This is a genomic window from Halococcus saccharolyticus DSM 5350 (genome assembly GCF_000336915.1).
In the GTDB taxonomy this organism is placed as follows: Archaea; Halobacteriota; Halobacteria; order Halobacteriales; family Halococcaceae; genus Halococcus; species Halococcus saccharolyticus.
On record NZ_AOMD01000021.1, the window covers coordinates 206,174 to 223,902 of the forward strand.

Here is a 17,729-nt window from a genome sequence, read left to right on the forward strand (position 1 = left end):
TTCCTCCGGTGATCATCGTCTTCCCCTGGCGATCATAGCGCATCCACGAACCGATCGAACGCGGTGCTCTCGGGGTGGACGTGGGCGTAGGTTCCGAGCGTGCGGTGTTCGGTGAGCCCGTCGTGCTCGCCATCGATCCCCTTGCCGCGCTCGACATCGAAGGCGAAGCGTGCGTCCGCGCCGACGGTCGCATCCGAGTAGTGGAACTCGTGGCCCCGGAGGGAGCCGTTCGCGTTCGCCGTCAGCGTCGATTCGCGCGCACTGAGTTCGACGTGATCGAGCGCCTGATACCGATCGCACATCTCGATCTCTGCGGGGAGAACGCCCGCCATTTCGTGGGTGTCACCGTCGACGGTCATGAGCGATTCGGCGAGCGCCATCATCCCGCCGCACTCGCCGAGGATCGGGACGCCCTCTGCGGCGCGGTCACGGAGGGTGGCGAGCACCGGCCCGTCGGCGATGGTGGCGGCGTGAAGCTCTGGGTAGCCCCCTGGGAGATAGATGCCGTCTGCCGGGGGCACATCGTCGCCCGCAGCCGGGGCGAACGTCACGACCTCGGAGCGCGCCCGGAGACGTTCCATCGTCGCGGGGTAGACGAATCGAAACGCTTCGTCGCGCGCGACCGCGACGCGCTTTTCCCGAGCCAGTCCCGGATCGCCGGGATCGACCGTGGGCGGCTCGCGGGCGATGTCGAGCAGCCGGTCGGTCCGCACGCCCGCTGCCACCTCGTCGAGTGTTGCGGGGTCGATCGGGGCCTCGTCGCCCATGTGGAGGCCGAGATGACGATCTGGGATTTCGAGATCGGGCTCGGGTGGTATCCGCCCGAAGTACGTGAGATCGTCCGGCAACGCCTCCTTGATCCCGCGCTCGTGGCGGCCGCCGTGGGCGCGCTGGGCGATGATTCCCGCGACCTCGATGTCGCGCCCGGCGTGGGCGGCGTAGCGCTCGAAGCCGACCGCGGTCGCCGCGACGCTCTCCATTCCGGCGCTCGCGTCGACGACCAGCACGACAGGGAGATCGAGTGTCTCGGCCACCATCGCCGTGCTGGAGCGGTCGCCGTCGTACAGCCCCATCACGCCCTCGACGACGCAGATGTCGCCGTCGCCGCGGGCGTAGTTCCGCCGGAGTCCCTCGATCCCTTCGAGCCACGCATCGAGGGTTCGCGAGACGCGCTCTCTGTCGTGGTTCCTGGAACCGTCGGAGCCGCGAGCGGAACCGACGATAGCAGTGTGGTGGCTGGGATCGATGAAGTCCGGACCGGCCTTCGCGGGCTGGACCGTGTGGCCCGCTGCTTCGAGCGCGCGGATGACCGCGAGCGTGGCGACGGTCTTGCCGACGCCCGATCGTGTGCCGCCGATCACGACGCCGTTCATGATTCGACTCCGGACCCGGTCGCCAGCAGTCGGTCGTGGATCGTGACGACGTGATCGCGGACGTCAGCCATCGGGATTCCTCGACGTTCGGCCAGCGCGAGCGCGCCGCCCATCCCGACGCCCTCCTTGGCTTCGCCCGCAACGTAGGCGTCGAGCGCGGGGTGGGACTCTCGATCGAAGCCAGGATCGGTGACCGTGAGATCGAGGCCGAGATCGTCCGCCAGGCCCTCGACGTCCGCGGATTTGTCGGCAGCGAGAAACGACGTCGTGGCGAGCGAGAGCGGCGCGTCGACGCCTGCGTGGCGGGCGAGTGCGGCGGCGGCACACAGCTGCGTCCCGCCGGCGAGCGTGACCTCAGTGCCACCTGCGGTCGCCCCGGTGACGAGTCCAGCGACCGCGGCGAGCACCGGATCGCCCACCGCCCGCACCGCCGCGATCGGTGTTCCAGCAGCTCCACCGGCTGCGATTTCGGCAGTATCGAGCGCCTCACCGACCACTCGTCGCTTGAGCGCGATCGGGTTCTCGGGAAGCGACGACGAGGTCGCCCGGCGTTCGCCGAGCGCGGCGAGGACACAGCGTGCGGTGGTCGTCCCGCCGGGGATCGTCTCGCCGATCACGAGTTCGTCGTCCGGAAGCGACCGGCCGTACTCCTCGGCGGCCGTGAAGATTTCCCGAGCCCCGGGAACCGCCCGCCCCGTCCGCACGTCCCGACCCGGCTCCGCGTCCACCGCGACGGTCGGCGCGGCGGTCGGTTCGGCGAGTCCCGCATCGATCACGACGGTCTCGAATCCTGCGAGTTCGCGGACCGCGCGGGTGACGACTGCGGGCGTCGGACAGCCCGACGGACTGACCGGGACGACCGGCGAGCGCACCGGCCGGCCGTACGCGACGATCTCGCAGTCGGCGCTCGGTGTGTGTGCCATCACAGCCGGGTCCGCACCGGCGGCGCTGATCCCCTCGATCCGTGCGGTCGCCGTGCTCCCGGCGACGACGGCGACTCTCATCGATCGGCCACCGCCGCTGCCGCCGTCGTTCCCGCCGCCACACCGACCCCGCGTTTCGGCCCGTCTCGTCGTCCCAACACGCCAAACCGTGGTTGGTGTAGCACAATAGTAGTTGCTCTTTCGCCGGTTCGCAAACGCCCCCTCGATGTTCGTTCGCGCGCCACGACCATCGATCGACGACCGAGAACCGAGCGCCATCCCTCGTCCATGGTGGACCATCCGATAGCCGAAAGGTATTTGCTGTCGCCTCGTGTCGCCTTTAGCAAGCCCATTTGTACTAACTAAACAAAACTTGGGCAACTTCAGCCATGACAACCGAAGCGATCCTTCTCGTCGGCCGCGGTGCGGCGCGCACCCGAACCGTGCTGAAAACCCACGCGGAGCAGCTCGAACGCCGGACCGGGACCACGGTCCGTGTGGCGACGTACGAACACGAGCCGGTACGGGAACTCCGGGACCCCCTGGCACGGATCGACGCCGAGCGGGTGTACGCAGTGCCGGTCCGTGTCGCTCACACCTACGAGACGCTCGACGACCTTCCCGCGGCGCTTTCGATGGTCGCTGGCGACGTCCGATACTGCGAGCCGATCGGCCGGAGTCCCGCAATCACCGACCTCATCGTCGAGCGGGCCACGGCGCTCCGACCGGCCACGCCCGACGTCTCGGTGGTGCTCGTTGGGTTCGGCAGTAGCGCGAAGCCGTACCACCAACAGATGGCGGCGTACCACGCTACGCGAATCGACGAGCAATCGGAGTACGGCGAAGTGGTCGCCTGTTATCTCCACCAGAACCCGACCGTCGAGTGCGTCCGCTACGCGATCGAAAACGATGCCGCGGTCGCCGTCCCGCTGTTCCTGACCGCGACCACCGCGACCACCGAGGCGATCCCGGCGAAGCTCGAACTCGACCGCGGCGGGATCGCGTACGCCGAGCCGTTCGGCGATCACCCACGGGTCACCGATGCGATCCACGCCGAGATCGCAAAACAGCGCGCCCTCGCAGTCGGCGACAGGAGTGACACCTGTCTCTTATACACATCTCTGAGCGGGCTGGCNCGTCGTCCGGTCGCCACCGACGGCGAAGGCCCGATCGAATAGCGCCGGATCAGTCGGCCCGGACGACCAGCACCGAGAGATCCGAGAAGCGAGATTCGTCCGCGGTTGTGTCGCCAGCATCGTCCTGCACCCTGCTCGCGAGATCGCCGAGCGTCGTCCGCGTGACTCGCTCGTCGTCGTGGGTCAGCCGCTCGAACACGAGTACATCGAGCGACGCGGCCACGCCGGCCTCCACCAGCACTGCGGCGATATCGCCCGGCATCCAGTCATACGGACGCGGCAGCACCAGCAGGTGACGGTCGCCGACGGCCTCGCGGAGTCGGCGGAGTTCGGCGTCGATCCCGCCGCGCTTGTGGAGCGTGACGAACGTCGACGCCTCCATCGGCGTCCGCGCGCGGCTGGCAGCGATCTGGAGCGACGAGATCCCCGGCACGACGGTCACGGGCCGATCGACCGCGGCCTCGACTTTCCCGACGAACTGGTAGCCCGAGTGGTTCGGATCGCCCATCAGGACGGCCGTGCCCCGTTCTCCGTCGGCGACCCGCTCGGCGAACGCATCGAGCGTCGCCGCCTCGTCGGCATACCCACAGGTCAGCAGGTCGGCGTCGGTTCGTCCGCTGATGAACGCCACCACCGTCTCGAACCCCACCACGACGTCGGCTTCTCGGATCGCGCGCTCGCCCCGCGACGTCAGGTATTCGGGGTTACCCGGCCCGATCCCGACCGCTTCGACGGGCCGTTCGGTTGCCTCGAACGCTGCCCTGGTCTCGGGTTCCGCAGCCGCGACTGCCGCCGGATCAGGACCGTCGCCGCGATCGTCGCCATCGCTCACGACGGATCGATCTCCCCGTTGCGAACGTCGCTCGCGACGTGGACGAGTTCGTTCGTCACTCCGGCCGCGAGTCCGCTGCCGCCGCGCCGGCCGACGTTCGTCACGGCGGGGACGCCGTGCTCGCGGGCGACCTCGCGGACGCGCTCGCGGCTCTCGGCGGCCTTCACGAACCCCACCGGCGTGGCGACCACGACTGCTGGCCGGGTCCCGTCGGCGATGCAATCCGCGAGCGCGAGCGCCGCCGTGGGCGCGTTCCCGACCACGGCGACCGCGTCGTCGTAGACTCCCTCGCTATCGAGTTCGAGCACCGACGCCGCAGTCCGGGTCATCCCCGTCCGCTTGGCGAGGTCGGTTCCGTTCCCGATCGCCTTGCGAACCGGACAGTCGTGGCCCCGACCGGTGATACCAGCTTTCACCATCGTGATGTCGGTCACGATCGGTCGCTCCTCGCGCACCGCTCGCGCGCCGGCCCGGACGGGTTCGTTCTCGCCCGCACCGGTGAATCGAACGAGGTGTTGGAACTCGGGATCGCCGGTGGCGTGGACCGCTTTCTGGCGCAGCCGGTCGGCAAGGCTCTCGTCGGGGACGAGTTCCCGCACGCGATCCATGCTCGACTCGGCGATCGCCATCGCGTTCTCGGTGGTCGCGCCGAGATCGGCGTACGCCTCGACGTCACTACCACTCTCGGCGTTCGCGCTTCCGTCCACACTGTTGTCAGTGGTTGCATTCACTCCGGCGTCCGCTTCCGGGTCAGTCGTCATCGCCCGACACCTCCGTACTCTCACCTTCGCTCGTTCCGCCAACCCCGTCGCCCGCACGTGCTTCGAGATCGGCGTCGACCCGGAGGTTGACGTCGCGTAGGCGGTCGGCGGTCGCGTCGTCGGCGTCCCAGAGGCCGCGGTCGATCGCCTCCAAGAGGGTGTCGGTGATGCTGTCGAGCGCCCACGGGTTCACCTCGCGCAGCCATTCCTGTCGCTCCTCGTCGAAAGCGTACTTCTCGGCGACGTCGCCCCAGAGCGCGTCGCTCACGACGCCCGCGGTGGCATCCCAGCCGAGCGCGACGTCGACCGTGGTCGAGAGGTCGCCAGCGCCCTTGTAGCCGTGCTCCTCCATGCTGTCGAGCCAGGCAGGGTTGAGCACCCGGGCGCGCATCGCCTTCCGGACTTTCTCCTCGTTGGTGTAGACGTCGACGTTGTCGGGGTCCGAGGAGTCGCCGACGTAGGAGGCGGGTTCCTCGCCAGCGATCTCCGAAACGGCGGTGATGAACCCGCCGTGGAAGGCGTACCAGTCCGAGGAGTCGAACTCGTCCTGCTCGGCGGTGTCCTCGATCTTCACCGTGGCCTCGACGTTGCCGAGCCGGCGCTCGAAGGATGCGTGGGCTTCCGAAACCCGGCCTCGACTGCCGAGGGCGTACCCGCCCCACTGGACGTACACCTCGGCGAGGTCCGAGCGGTCGTCCCAGTTGCCCTCATCGACGGCTTTGTTGGTTCCCGCGCCGTAGCCGCCCGGACGGGTGGTGAACACCCGGTGGCTCGCCGCCGCGCGGGCGTCGGACTCGTCCATCCGCTCCTCGTCCGCGCTCGGCTCGCCCTCGCCCGTTCCGTCCGCGCTCTTCGCCCCCTCGGTTCCGTTCGCCACGTCGTCTAGCAGTCGCTGGGTCTCCTCCTCGACGTGCTTCTTGACGTAGTTCCGTTCGTGCGGCTCGTCGAGATCGACCACAGTCTCGACCGCGTCGTGGATCACGCTCGCGGCCTGAGGGAACGCATCGCGGAACAGCCCCGAGACCCGCGTCGTCACATCGATTCGGGGTCGATCGAGTTCATCGAGCGGGATCGGCGTCACGCCGTCGACCCGTCCGGCGTCGGTCCACTCGGGTTCGACGCCCATCAGCGCGAGCACCTGGGCGATCGTCTCGCCACGGGTCCGGACGGTGGGCGTGCCCCACGCCACGACGCCGATCTCTTCGGGGTACTCGCCTTCCGCAGTCCGGTGGCGCTCGGCGACGCCCGCCGCGACCTCGCTGCCGACTGCCCACGCGCTCTTGGCCGGCACTTTCCGGGGGTCGAGGGTGTAGAAGTTCCGCGCGGTCGGGAGCAGGTCGACCCCGCCGCGGGTCGGCGCGCCGCTGCCGCCCGGCGGGACGTACTCGCCTGCGAGCGCGTCCGCCGTCCGCGGGATTTCTTCGGCGGCACCCTCGACGCGCGGTGCGGCCGTCTCGCAGATGTATCCCAACACCTCTCGGAGATCGTCGTGCGCACCGGATATCGCACGAGAATCGCCCAGCGGATCGATGTCGACGACGAGCAGGTTCATGTTCACTTCCTCGTCCGGCCCGGCCGCGGACTCGTCGGCCGGGAGATCGAAGTCGTGCTCGGCGAGCGTCGTCACGAGGCCGAGACTGGTCTCGTACACCGCGTCGGCGGCCTCGGCGTAGGTGGTCCCGAGCGCCTCGTCGTAGACACCGGGCTCGTCGAGCAGCCGGTCGTAGTCGACGCCGAGCACGCCCGCCACGCTCTCGCGGAGGCTCGGCGCACCCGGGTTCTCCAGCCGGGTGAGCGCGACGAGATACTCAACGAGCCGGTCGCCGCCCGGCGGTTCGCCCATCGTGTGCAGCCCCATCCGTATCTGGGTGGTTTTCACGTCGGTGAGATACTCGTGGACCCGCTCGACGAGCTCGTCGATCCCGACTTTATCGCCCGCGACCTCACCCTCGGCGAGCGTCGTGCCAGCTTCCTCGGGCCCACGGATGTCGGCGCGCTCCTCGATCTCGCCCGCAATGCCGAGCTCGACCGCGAGATCGAGATCGTCGACCGCCTCCCGGAGCAGCCGTTCGAGGGTCTCGCCGTCGTCGGCGCGGGCATCCTCCATGCCGGCCTCGCGGTAGCGGTCGGCGAGCTCTTCGATTTCGGCGAGCTCGTCGTAGGTTCCCGCGTTCGCCATCACCGGCGTGAGGTAGTCGACGATCGCGGCGTACGACCGGCGCTTGGCCTGTGTTCCCTCGCCGGGGTTGTTGACGATGTACGGATACACGTTCGGGAGGTCGTCGATCAGCTGGTCGGGTGCGCTCTCGCCGTTCAGCCCGACGGTCTTGCCGGGGAGCCACTCCAGCGAACCGTGCGTACCGAGGTGGACGACTGCATCGGCCGCGAAGGTGTTTCTGAGCCAGCTATAGAACGCCACGTAGTCGTGGGGCGGCTGGAGGTCGGCGTCGTGATACACTTTCGAGGGGTCCATCCCGAACCCGCGCGGCGGCTGGACGGTCACGAGAACGTTTCCGAACTCGACCCCCGGAACCGCGAACGGCCGGTCGGGGGCCTCGTCCCACTCCGTGAGGACGTTCTCCCGAAAGCGGTCGTCGAGGCCGTCGAACCACTCACGGTACTGGTCCGGGGCCACGGTGTCGACGCTCCGCTCGCGGACGTCCTCGGGCGCGACCCACCGATCGTCGAGGGTGAGCTGCGCGGTGAGTCGTTCGACGAGTGCCTGACCGCTCTCGGGCATCGCACCGCCGAGATCGTAGCCCCGATGATCGAGTTCGTCGAGGAGATTCACCGTGCTCTCGGGGCTGTCGAGGCCGAACGCGGTCCCGATCCCGTCGTCGCTCGGCGGGTAGTTGTGGAGCACGACCGCGACCCGCTTGTCGTCGTTCGGGGTGTGTCGGAGGCGCGCCCAGTTGACCGCGAGCCGCGCGGCGTGATCCACGCGGTCGTCGATCGGGAAGTGCTGTTTCGGTGCGCTCCCGATCCCGGCCGCGTCGTCGGTTCGTTCCTTCCCGCTGATCGGGTGAGTGATGACGTTGCCGTCGAACTCCGGGAGCGCGACCGAGAGCGCGAGCTCGAACCCCATCACGCCCGTGTCGCTCGACTCGTACCGCGACCGCGAGCGCATCGTCGTGACCGTCTGGATCACGGGCACGCCGAGGCGATCGAGGAACACGTCCTCGGCGCTGTCGCCCTCGTCGTCCGCCGCCCGCCCCCGTTCGTCCATCGAGAGCGAGAACATGAACGACGACAGTACGGCGTCGACGAGTGGCTCGCTATCGGCGGTTTCACCGCCTCCCCGAGGCGACGGAGTCGCCTCGCCATCCAGCAGCCAGTTCTCGGTCACCCACTCGGCGTTCTCCTGGCCCGTCTCGTCGGCCGCGGGGTTACAGAAGATCGGGAGTGCGTCCGCGCCATGGGCCTCGATCGCGCGCACCTGCGCGTCGACGTATCGGGTGTTCTCGTGGGTCCAATGGGACTCGTAGAACCAGACGGCGACTGTGGGCGTATCGGGATCGAGCGTCGCCACGAGGTCGTCGTAGGACGCACCGGGATGGTCGGGATGATAGACGCCCTCGGTCGGGAGCGCAACGGGATCGTCGTACTCGCGGTCGATTCCCGTGCCGCCGAACTCGTCGACGAGATAGCGGATGCAGTTCGCCACGTTGCTCGTGCCGCCCCGATCGAGATACTCGTAAATCCGATCGCGGCTCGCGGCGTCGACGGTCGTGTCCTCGACGGCGTAGGCGTCGCCGGTCGATTTTACGATCAGGGGAACGTTCGCCGCGTCGAGCCGCCCGATCGCGCGGTCGTAGCCCGGCATGCTGTCCTCGCCGCCGTGGAGCCAGCAGACGACTGCCGTCGCGTCGGTGAGTTCGTCGACGAACGCCTCCACGTCGGCAGGCTCGTCGAGGTCGCTCTCCGAGCGGACCACGAAGTCGGCGTCGACCTGCGCTGCGGCGTGCTGGACGGCCCCCAGTTCGTTCTCGGTCGCGGTGTACAGACCAACTGTTGGCATAATACTGTTAAACCTCCGTTTGTCTAATGCAAGTATGTTTGATTACGCTGCGGGCAAAAACTCTTCGCCCGTTGGGCGAGCCGGATCTGACTCCCAACGGATCGACTCCGGGCTGTCGTTCGGGGAGATCGTCGGTCAGGACGGGTTCAAGCAAGCGCTGCTGGCGGTTGCGGCGAACGACGCGCTCGATGGACTGTTGATCCGCGGCGAGAAGGGAACTGCGAAATCGACGGCGGTCAGGGCGCTGACGGACCTCCTCCCCGCACAGACCGTGATCGCGGACTGTCCGTACGGCTGTCCGCCCGACGACCCCGCCGCCCAGTGTGACGATTGTCGCGCGCGCGAGGAGCCGCCGGCCACGGAGCGGCCGGTCCCGCTGGTGACGCTCCCGCTGGGAGCCACCCGTGAACGGATCGTCGGGACGCTCTCGGTGGTCGAGGCGCTCGACGGCGAGCACGCGTTCGATCCCGGGCTGCTCGCGCGCGCGAACCGCGGCATCCTCTACGTCGACGAGATCAATCTCCTCGACGACCATCTCGTCGACGTGCTGCTCGACGCCGCCGCGGGCGGCGTCAACCGCGTCGAGCGCGACGGGATGAGTCACAGCCACCCCGCGGATTTCACGCTCGTCGGCACGATGAACCCCGAGGAAGGCGATCTCCGCCCCCAGCTCCGCGATCGGTTCGCGCTCCAGACCACCGTCACCGCGTGTGAGGATCTCGATCAGCGGGTCGCAATCATCCAACAGGCTCTCGACGGGGACGCCGGCGAGGGCCGACAGGCCGAAAACGGCCGGCCGGACCCGGAAACGAGCGCCGCACGGGAGCGTCTCCTGCGGGCACGTGAGGGACTCGACGCGGTGGAGCTGTCCCGAGAGCAGACCACCGAGATCGCGGCGCTGTGTCGTGACGCTGGCGTCGATGGCCACCGTGGGGACGTCGCCACGGCGCGCGCTGCACGGACGTTCGCCGCCCTCGACGGCCGGTCGACGGTCGCCGAGACCGACGTGCGACGCGCGGCCGAACTCGCGCTCGCCCACCGCCTCCAGTCACAGCCGTTCGAGGACGCACCCGACATCGAGGACGTGCTCGACGATCACTTCGATCGCGACGAACCCTCATCCGGCGAACAGGACGCGAACGGCGATGACGGAAAGAGGGAAAGGACCGGCGGCGGCAGCGACGACGAGCGCGCGGATGACGGCAACGCGAGTGGGGGCGACGCTGACGACGCGACTCCCGATGATCGCGGCGGGAGCGGTGGCGACACCGACACCGACGACACGGAGAGGACCGAGGAGTCCGACGAACGAGAGACGCCGCCGACGAACGATGGCGAGACGGGAAGCGATGGTCCGGCCGAGAGCGGCTCCGATAGCGGCGCTGCGGTGGACGGTGGGAACGGTGCAGCCCGGATGGACGACGGAGATAGCGAAGCTGGCGAAGCCGACGAGGACGGGGGACATGATCCGGACGCGGCGGACGACGCCGATGACGTCCCGCTCGTCCCCGGACAGGAGCGCGCCGATGTCGGGACCGCTCGCGCCCCCGAAGTGGCCGCGCCCGAGATCGACACCGATGTGAGCGACGGCGCAGGAACCGGCTCCCGAGCGGAGGCGCGATCCGCAGTCGACAGTCAGGGATCGAAGATTCGATCCCGGCGGGCGGAGTCGGGGGACGGCATCGACGCGGCGGCGTCGGTCCGGGCCGCAGCGAACCGCGGCGCGTCAGGGATCGAATCGCGCGATCTGCGGCAGTCAGTGCGCGCAGGATCGGCGTCGACGCTGGTGGTGTTCGCCGTCGACGCGAGCGCGTCGATGCGGCCCGCGATGCGAGCGGCGAAAGGCACCGTGATGGAGCTCCTGAAGGGAAGTTATCAGGAACGCGATGCGGTTGCGCTCGTCGCCTTCGCCGGAGATGAGGCGGACGTGCTTCTCCCGCCGACCGACAGCGTCGGCCTCGCGGCGCGACATCTGAAGGAACTACCGACCGGCGACCGGACGCCACTGCCCGACGGCCTCCGCAGCGCTGCCGGGGTGATCGCACGGGCCGATCCCGCCGCGAGCGTGACCGTGCTCGTCACCGACGGCCGGGCGAACGTCGCCGAGGGCAGCCCCGTCGCAGCGACCCGCGAGGCCGCCGGCCGGCTGGCGAGTCTCGGATCGAACGTCCTCGTCGTCGACGCCGGCGACGGAGGACGTGCGGGCGTCGCGAAACTCGTCGTCGAGGCGACGACGGGCGAGCGCGTTCCGCTGTCGGCGCTGTCGGCCGATCGAGTCGATGCGGCTGTCACGACTGCTCGTGACCAGGACGGGTAGCCGGGCGAAAGTTTTACAACTCCACTTGCCACTATACAACTGTAGTTGCTATGGCTGCAACCAACGACTCAATCCATCGTCGTATCGAGCGTGCCAGGATCGAACTCACGCCGGCACAGGTCGCCGCCGGCCTCGCGGTGATCGCGGCCCTCGGGTTCACGCTGCTGTTCGTCCAGGAGCCCACGGCTCACGACGCGCTCCACAACTTCCGTCACGCCGCCGGGATCACCTGTCACTGATGCTCACGACGTACCTCCTCCGCGGTGCGAAGGCGGGCCTGATCGCGGGACTCGTCTTCGGCGTCTTCATCGCGCTGGTCGGCAACCCGCTGGTGGGGCTTGCCGAGACGTTCGAGGGCGGCGAGGCCGGCGGCCACGGAACGGAAGCACAGGCGGGCGATGCGGGTGGCGGCCACCACGAGAGCGGCGCGGGCAGCGCGGATGGCGCGGGTGGCGGCCATCACGCGAGCGCGGCGGTTTCGGCGCTCACCACGAAACTCGTCTCGATCGCCGGCGGCATCGGGTGGGGGCTGCTGTTCGGCGTCGCCGGGTTCGGAGCCGCATACTACTTCCTCGAACCCGCGATCCCCGGCACGGGTGCAACCAAGCAGTACCTCCTCGCGGCGGCGGGGTTCGTCACCATCTCGGGGGCTCCGTGGCTGGTCCTCCCGCCCCAGCCACCGGGGGCCGAGCAGGCCCTGGCGACCGATACCCGACTGGTGTGGTACGCCGTCCTGATGGCCGCCGGTGCTGGGGCGTGCCTGCTCGCGGGTTACACCTACAACCGACTCAAGCCAGTTCGAGGAACCGCCGTCGCGGTCGCTGGAGTGGCGGCGTCGTTCGCGGTGCTCGCAGTACCAGTCCTGCTTGCCCCATCGAATCCGGTTTCCATCCCGACCCCGACCGATCTCGTGACCACGTTCCGTGGGCTCGTGGCCGCGAGCCAGGCGATGCTCTGGTTCGTGCTGGCCAGCGTCCACGCGTGGCTCGTGCGCCGCGAGGCCGACGCGTCGGCCGCCCCCTCGGAGCGCGGTCCGACGCCAGAGTCGGTCGCGGCAGAACCATGAACCGACGCACTGCGGACGTACTCGACAACGGGTTCACCGATCACGTGCTGGTCTGTACGAACGACCGAACGTCGGAGTACGCCTGCTGTGCGGACGCGGACGGACCGGCGGTCCTCACGGCGGTCAAAGAGTGGCTCCGCGAGCGCGATGTCTTCTGGTCGCGCGTTCACGTTGCCGAGACGGGCTGTCTCGGACTCTGTAGTGCCGAGGGCACGGCAGTGGCGATCCACCCGCGAAACCAGTGGTACTCCGACGTCACGCCCGACGACGTTCCGGAACTCCTCACGACCGAGTTCGGGGAGGAGGCGACACGGCTGGGCACGAAGGACGCGATGGCCGGTGAGAATCGTTCGGTCGGCGACTGAGATTTTTCGGCCACTCGGCTATCGTATCCGATGTCGAGCGGCGACCAAGAGGAGTTACAGCCCGCCAGCGTGGAGTCGGTACGCACCGCGGCGCTGGCCCTCGTCGTGGTAGACGACCGGCTCTTCGATCGCCGCGAGCGATCGTTCGTCGACCGCGACCGTGGTGACGATTCCCTCGGCGTCGTGTTCGACACGGCGACCCTCCTGCACGTCGAAGACGTGGAGACCATGCGTTGCCGGATCACGGGTTCTGAACTGCTGTGCGCAGGGCACTGCGACACGATCGCCGGACGCCGCGATCTCACCAGCGAACCCGCCGACCGACGCCGACCACGCGCATTCGCCATCGGGTGAGTAGCCGAACGCGGTGTGTTCGCCGGGATGGAGCGACGCGGTCTCCCGGCCTTCCTCGGGGTAGGTGTTCCCGGTGACGAAGACGCAGCCTTCGGCGGTCGCGTGGACGTGGTTCGGGTAGGCGTAGAGCGTCTCGCCGTCGACTTTCGTCGGTGTGGCGAGATCGACAACCCACCGCTCCGCGCCGCCCGCACCGAGCCGGTAGCCGCGGTAGTCGCCGTGGCTGGCGACCGCGACGCCCGTTTCGAGCAACGATACATCGCCGACCCGACGCTGGCCGGCGGTTCCGGGGTCCCATTGCCATTGCACTGTGCCAGTCTCGGCATCGAGAACGACCACGCCATGTTGGTGGTCGCCTGGACAGCGGTTGTACGCCACGGCGACGCGGCCGTTCGGCTCGTCACCTGCCGCTCGTCGACCGTCGCTCCGTTCGGTTCCGTCCACGTCGAGACCGATCGGCGATGCGTCGGTCTCGTAGGTCCACGCGACGTCGCCGTCCGTCCCGAAGGCGTAGACCACGCTCCGGAACGAGCGGTCGTCGCCGTCGCGCTCGTAGCGCCGCGCCGCGACGTACAGCCGATCGCCACTGGTCTCGACATCGACGACGAACGGCAGGAAAAAGCGGCTTCGCTTCTGGGGTTCGCCGACGTCGTCCGCCGTGACGTATCGCCAGCGCGTCCTGCCGGTTGCGGCGTCGTGGAGCCGTATCTCACCAGCGGGACCGCGCTCACCGACGGCAACGCCACCGGCAAACGGTGTCGCCGCGACGACGCTCGTTTCGTCGTTCGTTCCCTCGGCGGTCCAGCGCTCGTCGAGGGATGATCGCTCGTACGCGCCGACATCGCCTGCCGCCGTGCCGACGACGATCAGTTCGTCCGTCAGCGCCACGGCAGAGCGTCGGCCCGCGTGGCGCGACCGTGCCGGCTCGATGTCACCGAGGGGAATCGTCGTAGTGTCGGTCGTCGCGTCCGGGCTACTCATCCGCCGGGAACGCCTCGTGGAGAAGGTCGTGTGCGTCGCCGAGTCCATCGAGGACGCTCTCGCCCTGGTCGGTCAGTCGGTGCACGGCGCGCTCGGCGTCACGGACGGCGACGAGTCGCCCACGGAGATAGTCGTACTCGGGGTCATCGGCGTCGGTGGCGGCGATTTGCTCTTCGAGATCGACGAGCGCGGCGTCGAGATGTCGTTCGATCTCGGAGAGGGTGCTGGCGTTCGCCAGCCCCTCGATGGGACCGTCGAGATGCCCCTCCAGTTCCTGTTCGGCGTGGTCGCGTGCGGTTCGGTCCTCGGTCCCGAGGACGTTCATCAGTCCGAGTCGGAGTGCTTCGAGTTCGTGGCAAGCCATGGGTGTGGTACTCTCTGTGAGTAGTGGTGTGGCTGTGGCGTCACAGCGTCTGATCGACGAGATCGCTCACGATGCGCTCGCGGTCGAGATGCGAGGAGACGATGCGGTCGGCGTCGTGCTCGTCGACGCCGCCGTACCAGACGCCGTCGGGGTAGACCGCGACCATCGGGCCGTCGCCGCACCGGCCGAGACACGACGAGCGGGTGATCCGGGCGTCGCACGCCTCGGAATCGCGGGCCGCCTGGCGCAGGCGTTCGAGCACCGCGGGCGCGCCGTCGGCGGCGCAGGTCTGGTTCGTACAGACCGCGACGTGCTTCGCAGGCGCGTCGTGGGCGTGGGGATCGTCGTCGACGCTCTCGCGGTCGGCGTGGGATTCCTGATGGGTGAGCGCGCGGAGCATCGCACGCGCACCGCCGGCGTCCGCCTCATAGCCGTCGAGCTCGACCTTGTACTTGCAGGTGTCACACGACATCTCGACGCTGTCGGTTCGGGCGGCCTGCCACCGATCGCAGAGCACGTCGAGCAGTCGCGGGTCGGTACCGAGCGGGTCGCCGGCCGCCACGTCGACGTAGGGGTACTCGGCGTCGAATTCGGCGGTGCGGTCACGGACCCGCTGGGTGAGCACGCCGTCGCCGAGCATGTACGGCAGCACGACGATCGCATCGGGGCGGTGTTTGGCGACCGCGTGGAGCGCCCCCGACAGCCGTGGCTCGGTGACGCCGACGAAACACGCCTCGACCCGATCGAACGCCCGGCCCTCGTACAGGAGTCGCGCCAGCTTGTGAACGTCGGCGTTGGCGTCGGGATCGCTGGACCCGCGCGCACAGAGCACGACCGCGACCTCCTCGGCTCCGCGGTCCGCTTCCAACTCATCCTCCACCGCGGCAGCTCGATCGTCGAGCAGATCCACGATCGCGGGGTGAACACCGAGATGCGAGCCGTTGTGCAGCGTCAGGTCGGGGTGTTCGGAGCGGGCACGTTCGACCGCGAGCGGTACGTCGTTTTTGACGTGGCTCGCGGCGAACAGCGAAAGCTGGACGACCGTGACCCGCGACACCGCCGGAGCGAGTCCCGCGATCGCCTCGGCGATCGACGGCGCGGCGAGTTCGAGAAAGCCGACATCGACCGGGACGCCGAGTCGGTCTTCCATCCCACTAGCGAGCTCGCGGACCTGCTCGTTCGACCTCTCGCGCCGGGAGCCGTGCCCGACCAGCAGCACGGCCTCGTCGTCGAGTCCCGTGGGGGCGGCCTGCGCGCTCGCGGTCATCCGGAAAGCTCCCCGACGTCGCTGCCGGTCGCGCGCTCGACGCTCCGGCGGAGTTTCTGGCGTCGATCCGCGGAGTAGAGTCCCGACGCGTCGCTGCCGGTGTACACCCACCGGGCGAACCCGGCGACGTCGGCGTCGTCCGCCAGCCCGAACCAGTACCCGCCCGAGGAACTCTCCGCGAGGTCGTCGGTCGGCAGGTGGGGGTCGGCAGCGTCGAGGAGCGAGCGGACCGTGTCGAGCAGCCGCTCGTCGTCGTGGACGAACGAGATCCCGACCTTCCCCGCAGACTCCCGGAAGCAGACCGTGCCGCAGGCTTCGAGGAGGCCCCGGACCAGCGGCGCGCGCTGGTCGGCGAACGCGTCGAGCCGGTAGCCACCGGGCTGGCCGTCGATCGGGAGCCCGAGTGCCGCGCTCGCGCGCTCGGCGGGTGCGCCGATCACCTGGAGTTCGTACTCCTCCTCGTACCGGACGATCGACGCGTCGTGGGCGGATTCGCGCGCCGCGACCCGGTGGTCGGTCCGGTTCGCGCCCGCGACCGCCGCCAGCGCGTCGGCCGCGGTGTCGTCGCCCGCGCGCACGGTCACGCAGTTCTGTGAGAGTTCGCCGTCGCCCGCGACCCGACCCCAGAAGTACGCCGTTGCTGGCGACGCCGCGAGCAGGTCCGCAACGGGGGCTGGCGTCGTCGCTCTGCTTCCGACGTCACTCATCGTCGGCCTCCGCCGTGTTGGTTCCGCCGTCGACTCCGCTCACGCTGATCGCATCGACCGGACAGGCACGGGCGGCCTGCCGGGCGGCGTCGACGCGGTCATCATCGAACGTCGTGACGAGCTCCATCTCGGCCGTTCGCTCGCTCGTCGCGCTGTCGTTCGGGACTTCGATCGTCGCCAACCCGTCCGCAGCCTCGGCGAAACGGTCGTCGCGGACGAGGCAGGCGAAGATCCCGTCACACCGATCGCGATCGAGACGGACTTCGTACTCAGTAGTCATACTTCGACTCGTAGCCACGTGGAGTGACCATCCGGCCGTCCCAGACGTACGTCTCTTCGTTGCCGACGAGGAACGTCGTCGTCATGTCGATCAAGTCGGTTTCGCCGAGTTCCTTCAGCTCACTCAGCTCGACGATTTCGGCCGCCTCGTCCTCGCGGCTCGCACCGTGAACGACCCCGACCGGCGTCGACGGATCGCGGTGTTCGAGCAGGATTTCACAGCACGTCTCGAAGTTCTCCCGGCGCTTCCGGCTCCACGGGTTGTAGACCGCGATCGTGAACCCCTCGCTCGCAACCGCGTGGAGCCGGGATTCGATGGTTTCCATCGGCGTGAGGTGATCCGACAGTGAGACGCTCACCGTGTCGTTCACCAGCGGTGCACCGACGCGCGCGGCACAGGACTGGGCCGCGGGCACGCCGGGAACAACGTCGAAGTCGACCATCGAGGCGGTCGCACCCTTCGATTCGAGGATTTCGAGCGCGAGGCCCGCGAGGGCGTAGACGTTCGGATCGCCGCTTCCGATGATGGCGACCTCGTGGCCCGCGAGGGCGCGATCGACTGCCTCCTCCGTCCGAGAGACCTCGCCGCACATCGGCGTCGAGTGGATGTCGTCGGCGTCGTCGGTGATCCCCTCGGGCAGCAGATCGACATACGTGGTGTAGCCCACAATGTGTTCGGCATTAGCGAGCGCCGCTTTCGCACGACTCGTCATCCCCTCGGGTTCGCCGGGCCCGAGACCGACAGCGATCAGTCGGCCGGGATCGGCGTCGAAGTCCGCGACCGTCGACCCCACCTTCTCGTCGGTCGTCTCCGCCGTCGAACCACCGCAGTTCGAGGTGGATTCGTCGGCATTCGATGCACCACACTTCGATTCCGTCGTCGAACTCGACGCCCCGCACTCGCTCTCGGCGCTTGTCGTGGTGGTTCCCGCGTCTGTGCTCGCCTCGGTTTCCGTCATCGTGTCAGTGGTGTCGTCGGTGCTCAT

At 68.9% G+C, this 17,729-nt stretch carries 16 protein-coding genes; 5 read left to right on the forward strand and 11 right to left on the reverse strand.

Annotation, left to right across the window (positions count from 1 at the left end; all coding sequences use genetic code 11):
• Positions 1 to 32: 32 nt before the first annotated feature.
• Complete coding sequence (locus C449_RS09235; protein ID WP_006077731.1) at positions 33 to 1,373, reverse strand: cobyrinic acid a,c-diamide synthase; 1,341 nt, start codon at positions 1,371 to 1,373, stop codon at positions 33 to 35.
• The gene (gene cobT / locus C449_RS09240; RefSeq protein WP_049914037.1) at positions 1,370 to 2,377 is read right to left on the reverse strand and encodes a nicotinate mononucleotide-dependent phosphoribosyltransferase CobT; all 1,008 of its coding nucleotides are present in this window, start codon (positions 2,375 to 2,377) and stop codon (positions 1,370 to 1,372) included. The genes C449_RS09235 and cobT overlap by 4 nt, the downstream gene beginning before the upstream one ends.
• Before the next feature lie 308 nt (positions 2,378 to 2,685).
• Here cobT and C449_RS09245 point away from each other — a divergent pair, with 308 nt between their 5' ends.
• Positions 2,686 to 3,474 carry a CbiX/SirB N-terminal domain-containing protein gene (locus C449_RS09245; protein ID WP_006077733.1) on the forward strand — a complete coding sequence of 263 codons (789 nt, stop codon included), beginning with the start codon at positions 2,686 to 2,688 and terminating at the stop codon, positions 3,472 to 3,474.
• A 7-nt stretch (positions 3,475 to 3,481) separates the two neighbouring features.
• Here the strand turns inward: C449_RS09245 and C449_RS09250 are convergent, their stop codons facing one another.
• The 3 genes from C449_RS09250 to cobN are packed head-to-tail and all read right to left on the reverse strand — an operon-like array spanning position 3,482 to position 9,043.
• The gene (locus C449_RS09250) at positions 3,482 to 4,264 is read right to left on the reverse strand and encodes a cobalt-precorrin-7 (C(5))-methyltransferase (protein WP_006077734.1); all 783 of its coding nucleotides are present in this window, start codon (positions 4,262 to 4,264) and stop codon (positions 3,482 to 3,484) included.
• The gene (locus tag C449_RS09255) at positions 4,261 to 5,025 is read right to left on the reverse strand and encodes a precorrin-8X methylmutase (protein ID WP_006077735.1); all 765 of its coding nucleotides are present in this window, start codon (positions 5,023 to 5,025) and stop codon (positions 4,261 to 4,263) included. Before C449_RS09255 ends, C449_RS09250 begins: the two co-directional genes overlap by 4 nt.
• A complete protein-coding gene (gene cobN / locus C449_RS09260) occupies positions 5,015 to 9,043 on the reverse strand; it encodes a cobaltochelatase subunit CobN (RefSeq protein WP_006077736.1) in 4,029 nt (1,342 codons plus the stop codon). Before cobN ends, C449_RS09255 begins: the two co-directional genes overlap by 11 nt.
• Before the next feature lie 34 nt (positions 9,044 to 9,077).
• On the opposite strand from cobN, the gene C449_RS09265 reads away from it, so the two are divergent.
• The 4 genes from C449_RS09265 to C449_RS09280 are packed head-to-tail and all read left to right on the forward strand — an operon-like array spanning position 9,078 to position 12,791.
• Positions 9,078 to 11,360 carry a VWA domain-containing protein gene (locus C449_RS09265; RefSeq protein WP_006077737.1) on the forward strand — a complete coding sequence of 761 codons (2,283 nt, stop codon included), beginning with the start codon at positions 9,078 to 9,080 and terminating at the stop codon, positions 11,358 to 11,360.
• A 50-nt stretch (positions 11,361 to 11,410) separates the two neighbouring features.
• Positions 11,411 to 11,599, forward strand: coding sequence for a CbtB domain-containing protein (locus C449_RS09270; protein WP_006077738.1), 189 nt, complete (start codon positions 11,411 to 11,413; stop codon positions 11,597 to 11,599).
• On the forward strand, positions 11,599 to 12,426 hold the full coding sequence (locus C449_RS09275; protein ID WP_006077739.1) for a CbtA family protein: 828 nt from the start codon (positions 11,599 to 11,601) through the stop codon (positions 12,424 to 12,426). The genes C449_RS09270 and C449_RS09275 overlap by 1 nt, the downstream gene beginning before the upstream one ends.
• Entirely contained in the window at positions 12,423 to 12,791 is a 369-nt protein-coding gene (locus tag C449_RS09280) for a (2Fe-2S) ferredoxin domain-containing protein (protein WP_006077740.1), read from the forward strand. Before C449_RS09275 ends, C449_RS09280 begins: the two co-directional genes overlap by 4 nt.
• Before the next feature lie 54 nt (positions 12,792 to 12,845).
• Here C449_RS09280 and C449_RS09285 read toward each other — a convergent pair whose 3' ends face one another.
• The 6 genes from C449_RS09285 to cobJ are packed head-to-tail and all read right to left on the reverse strand — an operon-like array spanning position 12,846 to position 17,729.
• Positions 12,846 to 14,126, reverse strand: coding sequence for an outer membrane protein assembly factor BamB family protein (locus C449_RS09285; protein ID WP_006077741.1), 1,281 nt, complete (start codon positions 14,124 to 14,126; stop codon positions 12,846 to 12,848).
• The gene (locus C449_RS09290; protein ID WP_006077742.1) at positions 14,119 to 14,490 is read right to left on the reverse strand and encodes a DUF3209 family protein; all 372 of its coding nucleotides are present in this window, start codon (positions 14,488 to 14,490) and stop codon (positions 14,119 to 14,121) included. The genes C449_RS09285 and C449_RS09290 overlap by 8 nt, the downstream gene beginning before the upstream one ends.
• 40 nt (positions 14,491 to 14,530) lie before the next feature.
• On the reverse strand, positions 14,531 to 15,757 hold the full coding sequence (locus C449_RS09295) for a CbiX/SirB N-terminal domain-containing protein (protein WP_006077743.1): 1,227 nt from the start codon (positions 15,755 to 15,757) through the stop codon (positions 14,531 to 14,533).
• Positions 15,754 to 16,464, reverse strand: a complete 711-nt coding sequence (locus C449_RS09300) for a hypothetical protein (RefSeq protein WP_006077744.1) — start codon at positions 16,462 to 16,464, stop codon at positions 15,754 to 15,756. Before C449_RS09300 ends, C449_RS09295 begins: the two co-directional genes overlap by 4 nt.
• Positions 16,457 to 16,744, reverse strand: coding sequence for a ferredoxin (locus tag C449_RS09305; RefSeq protein ID WP_006077745.1), 288 nt, complete (start codon positions 16,742 to 16,744; stop codon positions 16,457 to 16,459). The genes C449_RS09300 and C449_RS09305 overlap by 8 nt, the downstream gene beginning before the upstream one ends.
• A complete protein-coding gene (gene cobJ / locus C449_RS09310; RefSeq protein WP_006077746.1) occupies positions 16,734 to 17,729 on the reverse strand; it encodes a precorrin-3B C(17)-methyltransferase in 996 nt (331 codons plus the stop codon). Before cobJ ends, C449_RS09305 begins: the two co-directional genes overlap by 11 nt.

Excerpts from the sequence above, each read along its gene's own strand:
- C449_RS09235 (WP_006077731.1), bottom strand. The coding sequence starts at position 1,373 with ATGAACGGCGTCGTGATCGGCGGCACACGATCGGGCGTCGGCAAGACC.
- cobT (WP_049914037.1), bottom strand. The coding sequence starts at position 2,377 with ATGAGAGTCGCCGTCGTCGCCGGGAGCACGGCGACCGCACGGATCGAG.
- C449_RS09255 (WP_006077735.1), bottom strand. The coding sequence starts at position 5,025 with ATGACGACTGACCCGGAAGCGGACGCCGGAGTGAATGCAACCACTGAC.
- cobN (WP_006077736.1), bottom strand. The coding sequence starts at position 9,043 with ATGCCAACAGTTGGTCTGTACACCGCGACCGAGAACGAACTGGGGGCC.
- C449_RS09265 (WP_006077737.1), top strand. The coding sequence starts at position 9,078 with ATGTTTGATTACGCTGCGGGCAAAAACTCTTCGCCCGTTGGGCGAGCC.
- C449_RS09270 (WP_006077738.1), top strand. The coding sequence starts at position 11,411 with ATGGCTGCAACCAACGACTCAATCCATCGTCGTATCGAGCGTGCCAGG.
- C449_RS09275 (WP_006077739.1), top strand. The coding sequence starts at position 11,599 with ATGCTCACGACGTACCTCCTCCGCGGTGCGAAGGCGGGCCTGATCGCG.
- C449_RS09280 (WP_006077740.1), top strand. The coding sequence starts at position 12,423 with ATGAACCGACGCACTGCGGACGTACTCGACAACGGGTTCACCGATCAC.
- C449_RS09285 (WP_006077741.1), bottom strand. The coding sequence starts at position 14,126 with ATGAGTAGCCCGGACGCGACGACCGACACTACGACGATTCCCCTCGGT.
- C449_RS09290 (WP_006077742.1), bottom strand. The coding sequence starts at position 14,490 with ATGGCTTGCCACGAACTCGAAGCACTCCGACTCGGACTGATGAACGTC.
- C449_RS09295 (WP_006077743.1), bottom strand. The coding sequence starts at position 15,757 with ATGACCGCGAGCGCGCAGGCCGCCCCCACGGGACTCGACGACGAGGCC.
- C449_RS09300 (WP_006077744.1), bottom strand. The coding sequence starts at position 16,464 with ATGAGTGACGTCGGAAGCAGAGCGACGACGCCAGCCCCCGTTGCGGAC.
- C449_RS09305 (WP_006077745.1), bottom strand. The coding sequence starts at position 16,744 with ATGACTACTGAGTACGAAGTCCGTCTCGATCGCGATCGGTGTGACGGG.
- cobJ (WP_006077746.1), bottom strand. The coding sequence starts at position 17,729 with ATGAGCACCGACGACACCACTGACACGATGACGGAAACCGAGGCGAGC.